General features: G+C 71.1%; 1 protein-coding gene. It reads left to right on the forward strand.

The genetic code is table 11. From position 1 onward, the window contains the following. A partial coding sequence (locus BST12_RS29900; RefSeq protein WP_281254857.1) for an exodeoxyribonuclease VII large subunit occupies window positions 1-284 on the forward strand: 284 nt, incomplete at both ends.

Raw genomic sequence — 284 nt, forward strand, 5'->3', positions numbered from 1 at the left:
GCGCGAGCTCGATCGAGACCCGGACGTCGACGTGATCGTGCTGGCCCGGGGCGGCGGCTCCGTCGAGGACCTGCTGCCGTTTTCTGACGAGACGTTGTGCCGCGCGATCGCGGCCTGCCGTACGCCCGTGGTCAGCGCCGTCGGTCACGAACCCGACAATCCGCTGTGCGATCTGGTCGTCGACCTGCGCGCCGCCACCCCCACCGACGCCGCCAAGAAAGTGGTTCCCGACACCGCAGCCGAGCAGCGGCTGATCGACGATCTGCGCCGGCGCAGCGCCCAGG

Source organism: Mycobacterium angelicum (genome assembly GCF_002086155.1).
GTDB classification, from domain to species: domain Bacteria; phylum Actinomycetota; class Actinomycetes; order Mycobacteriales; family Mycobacteriaceae; genus Mycobacterium; species Mycobacterium angelicum.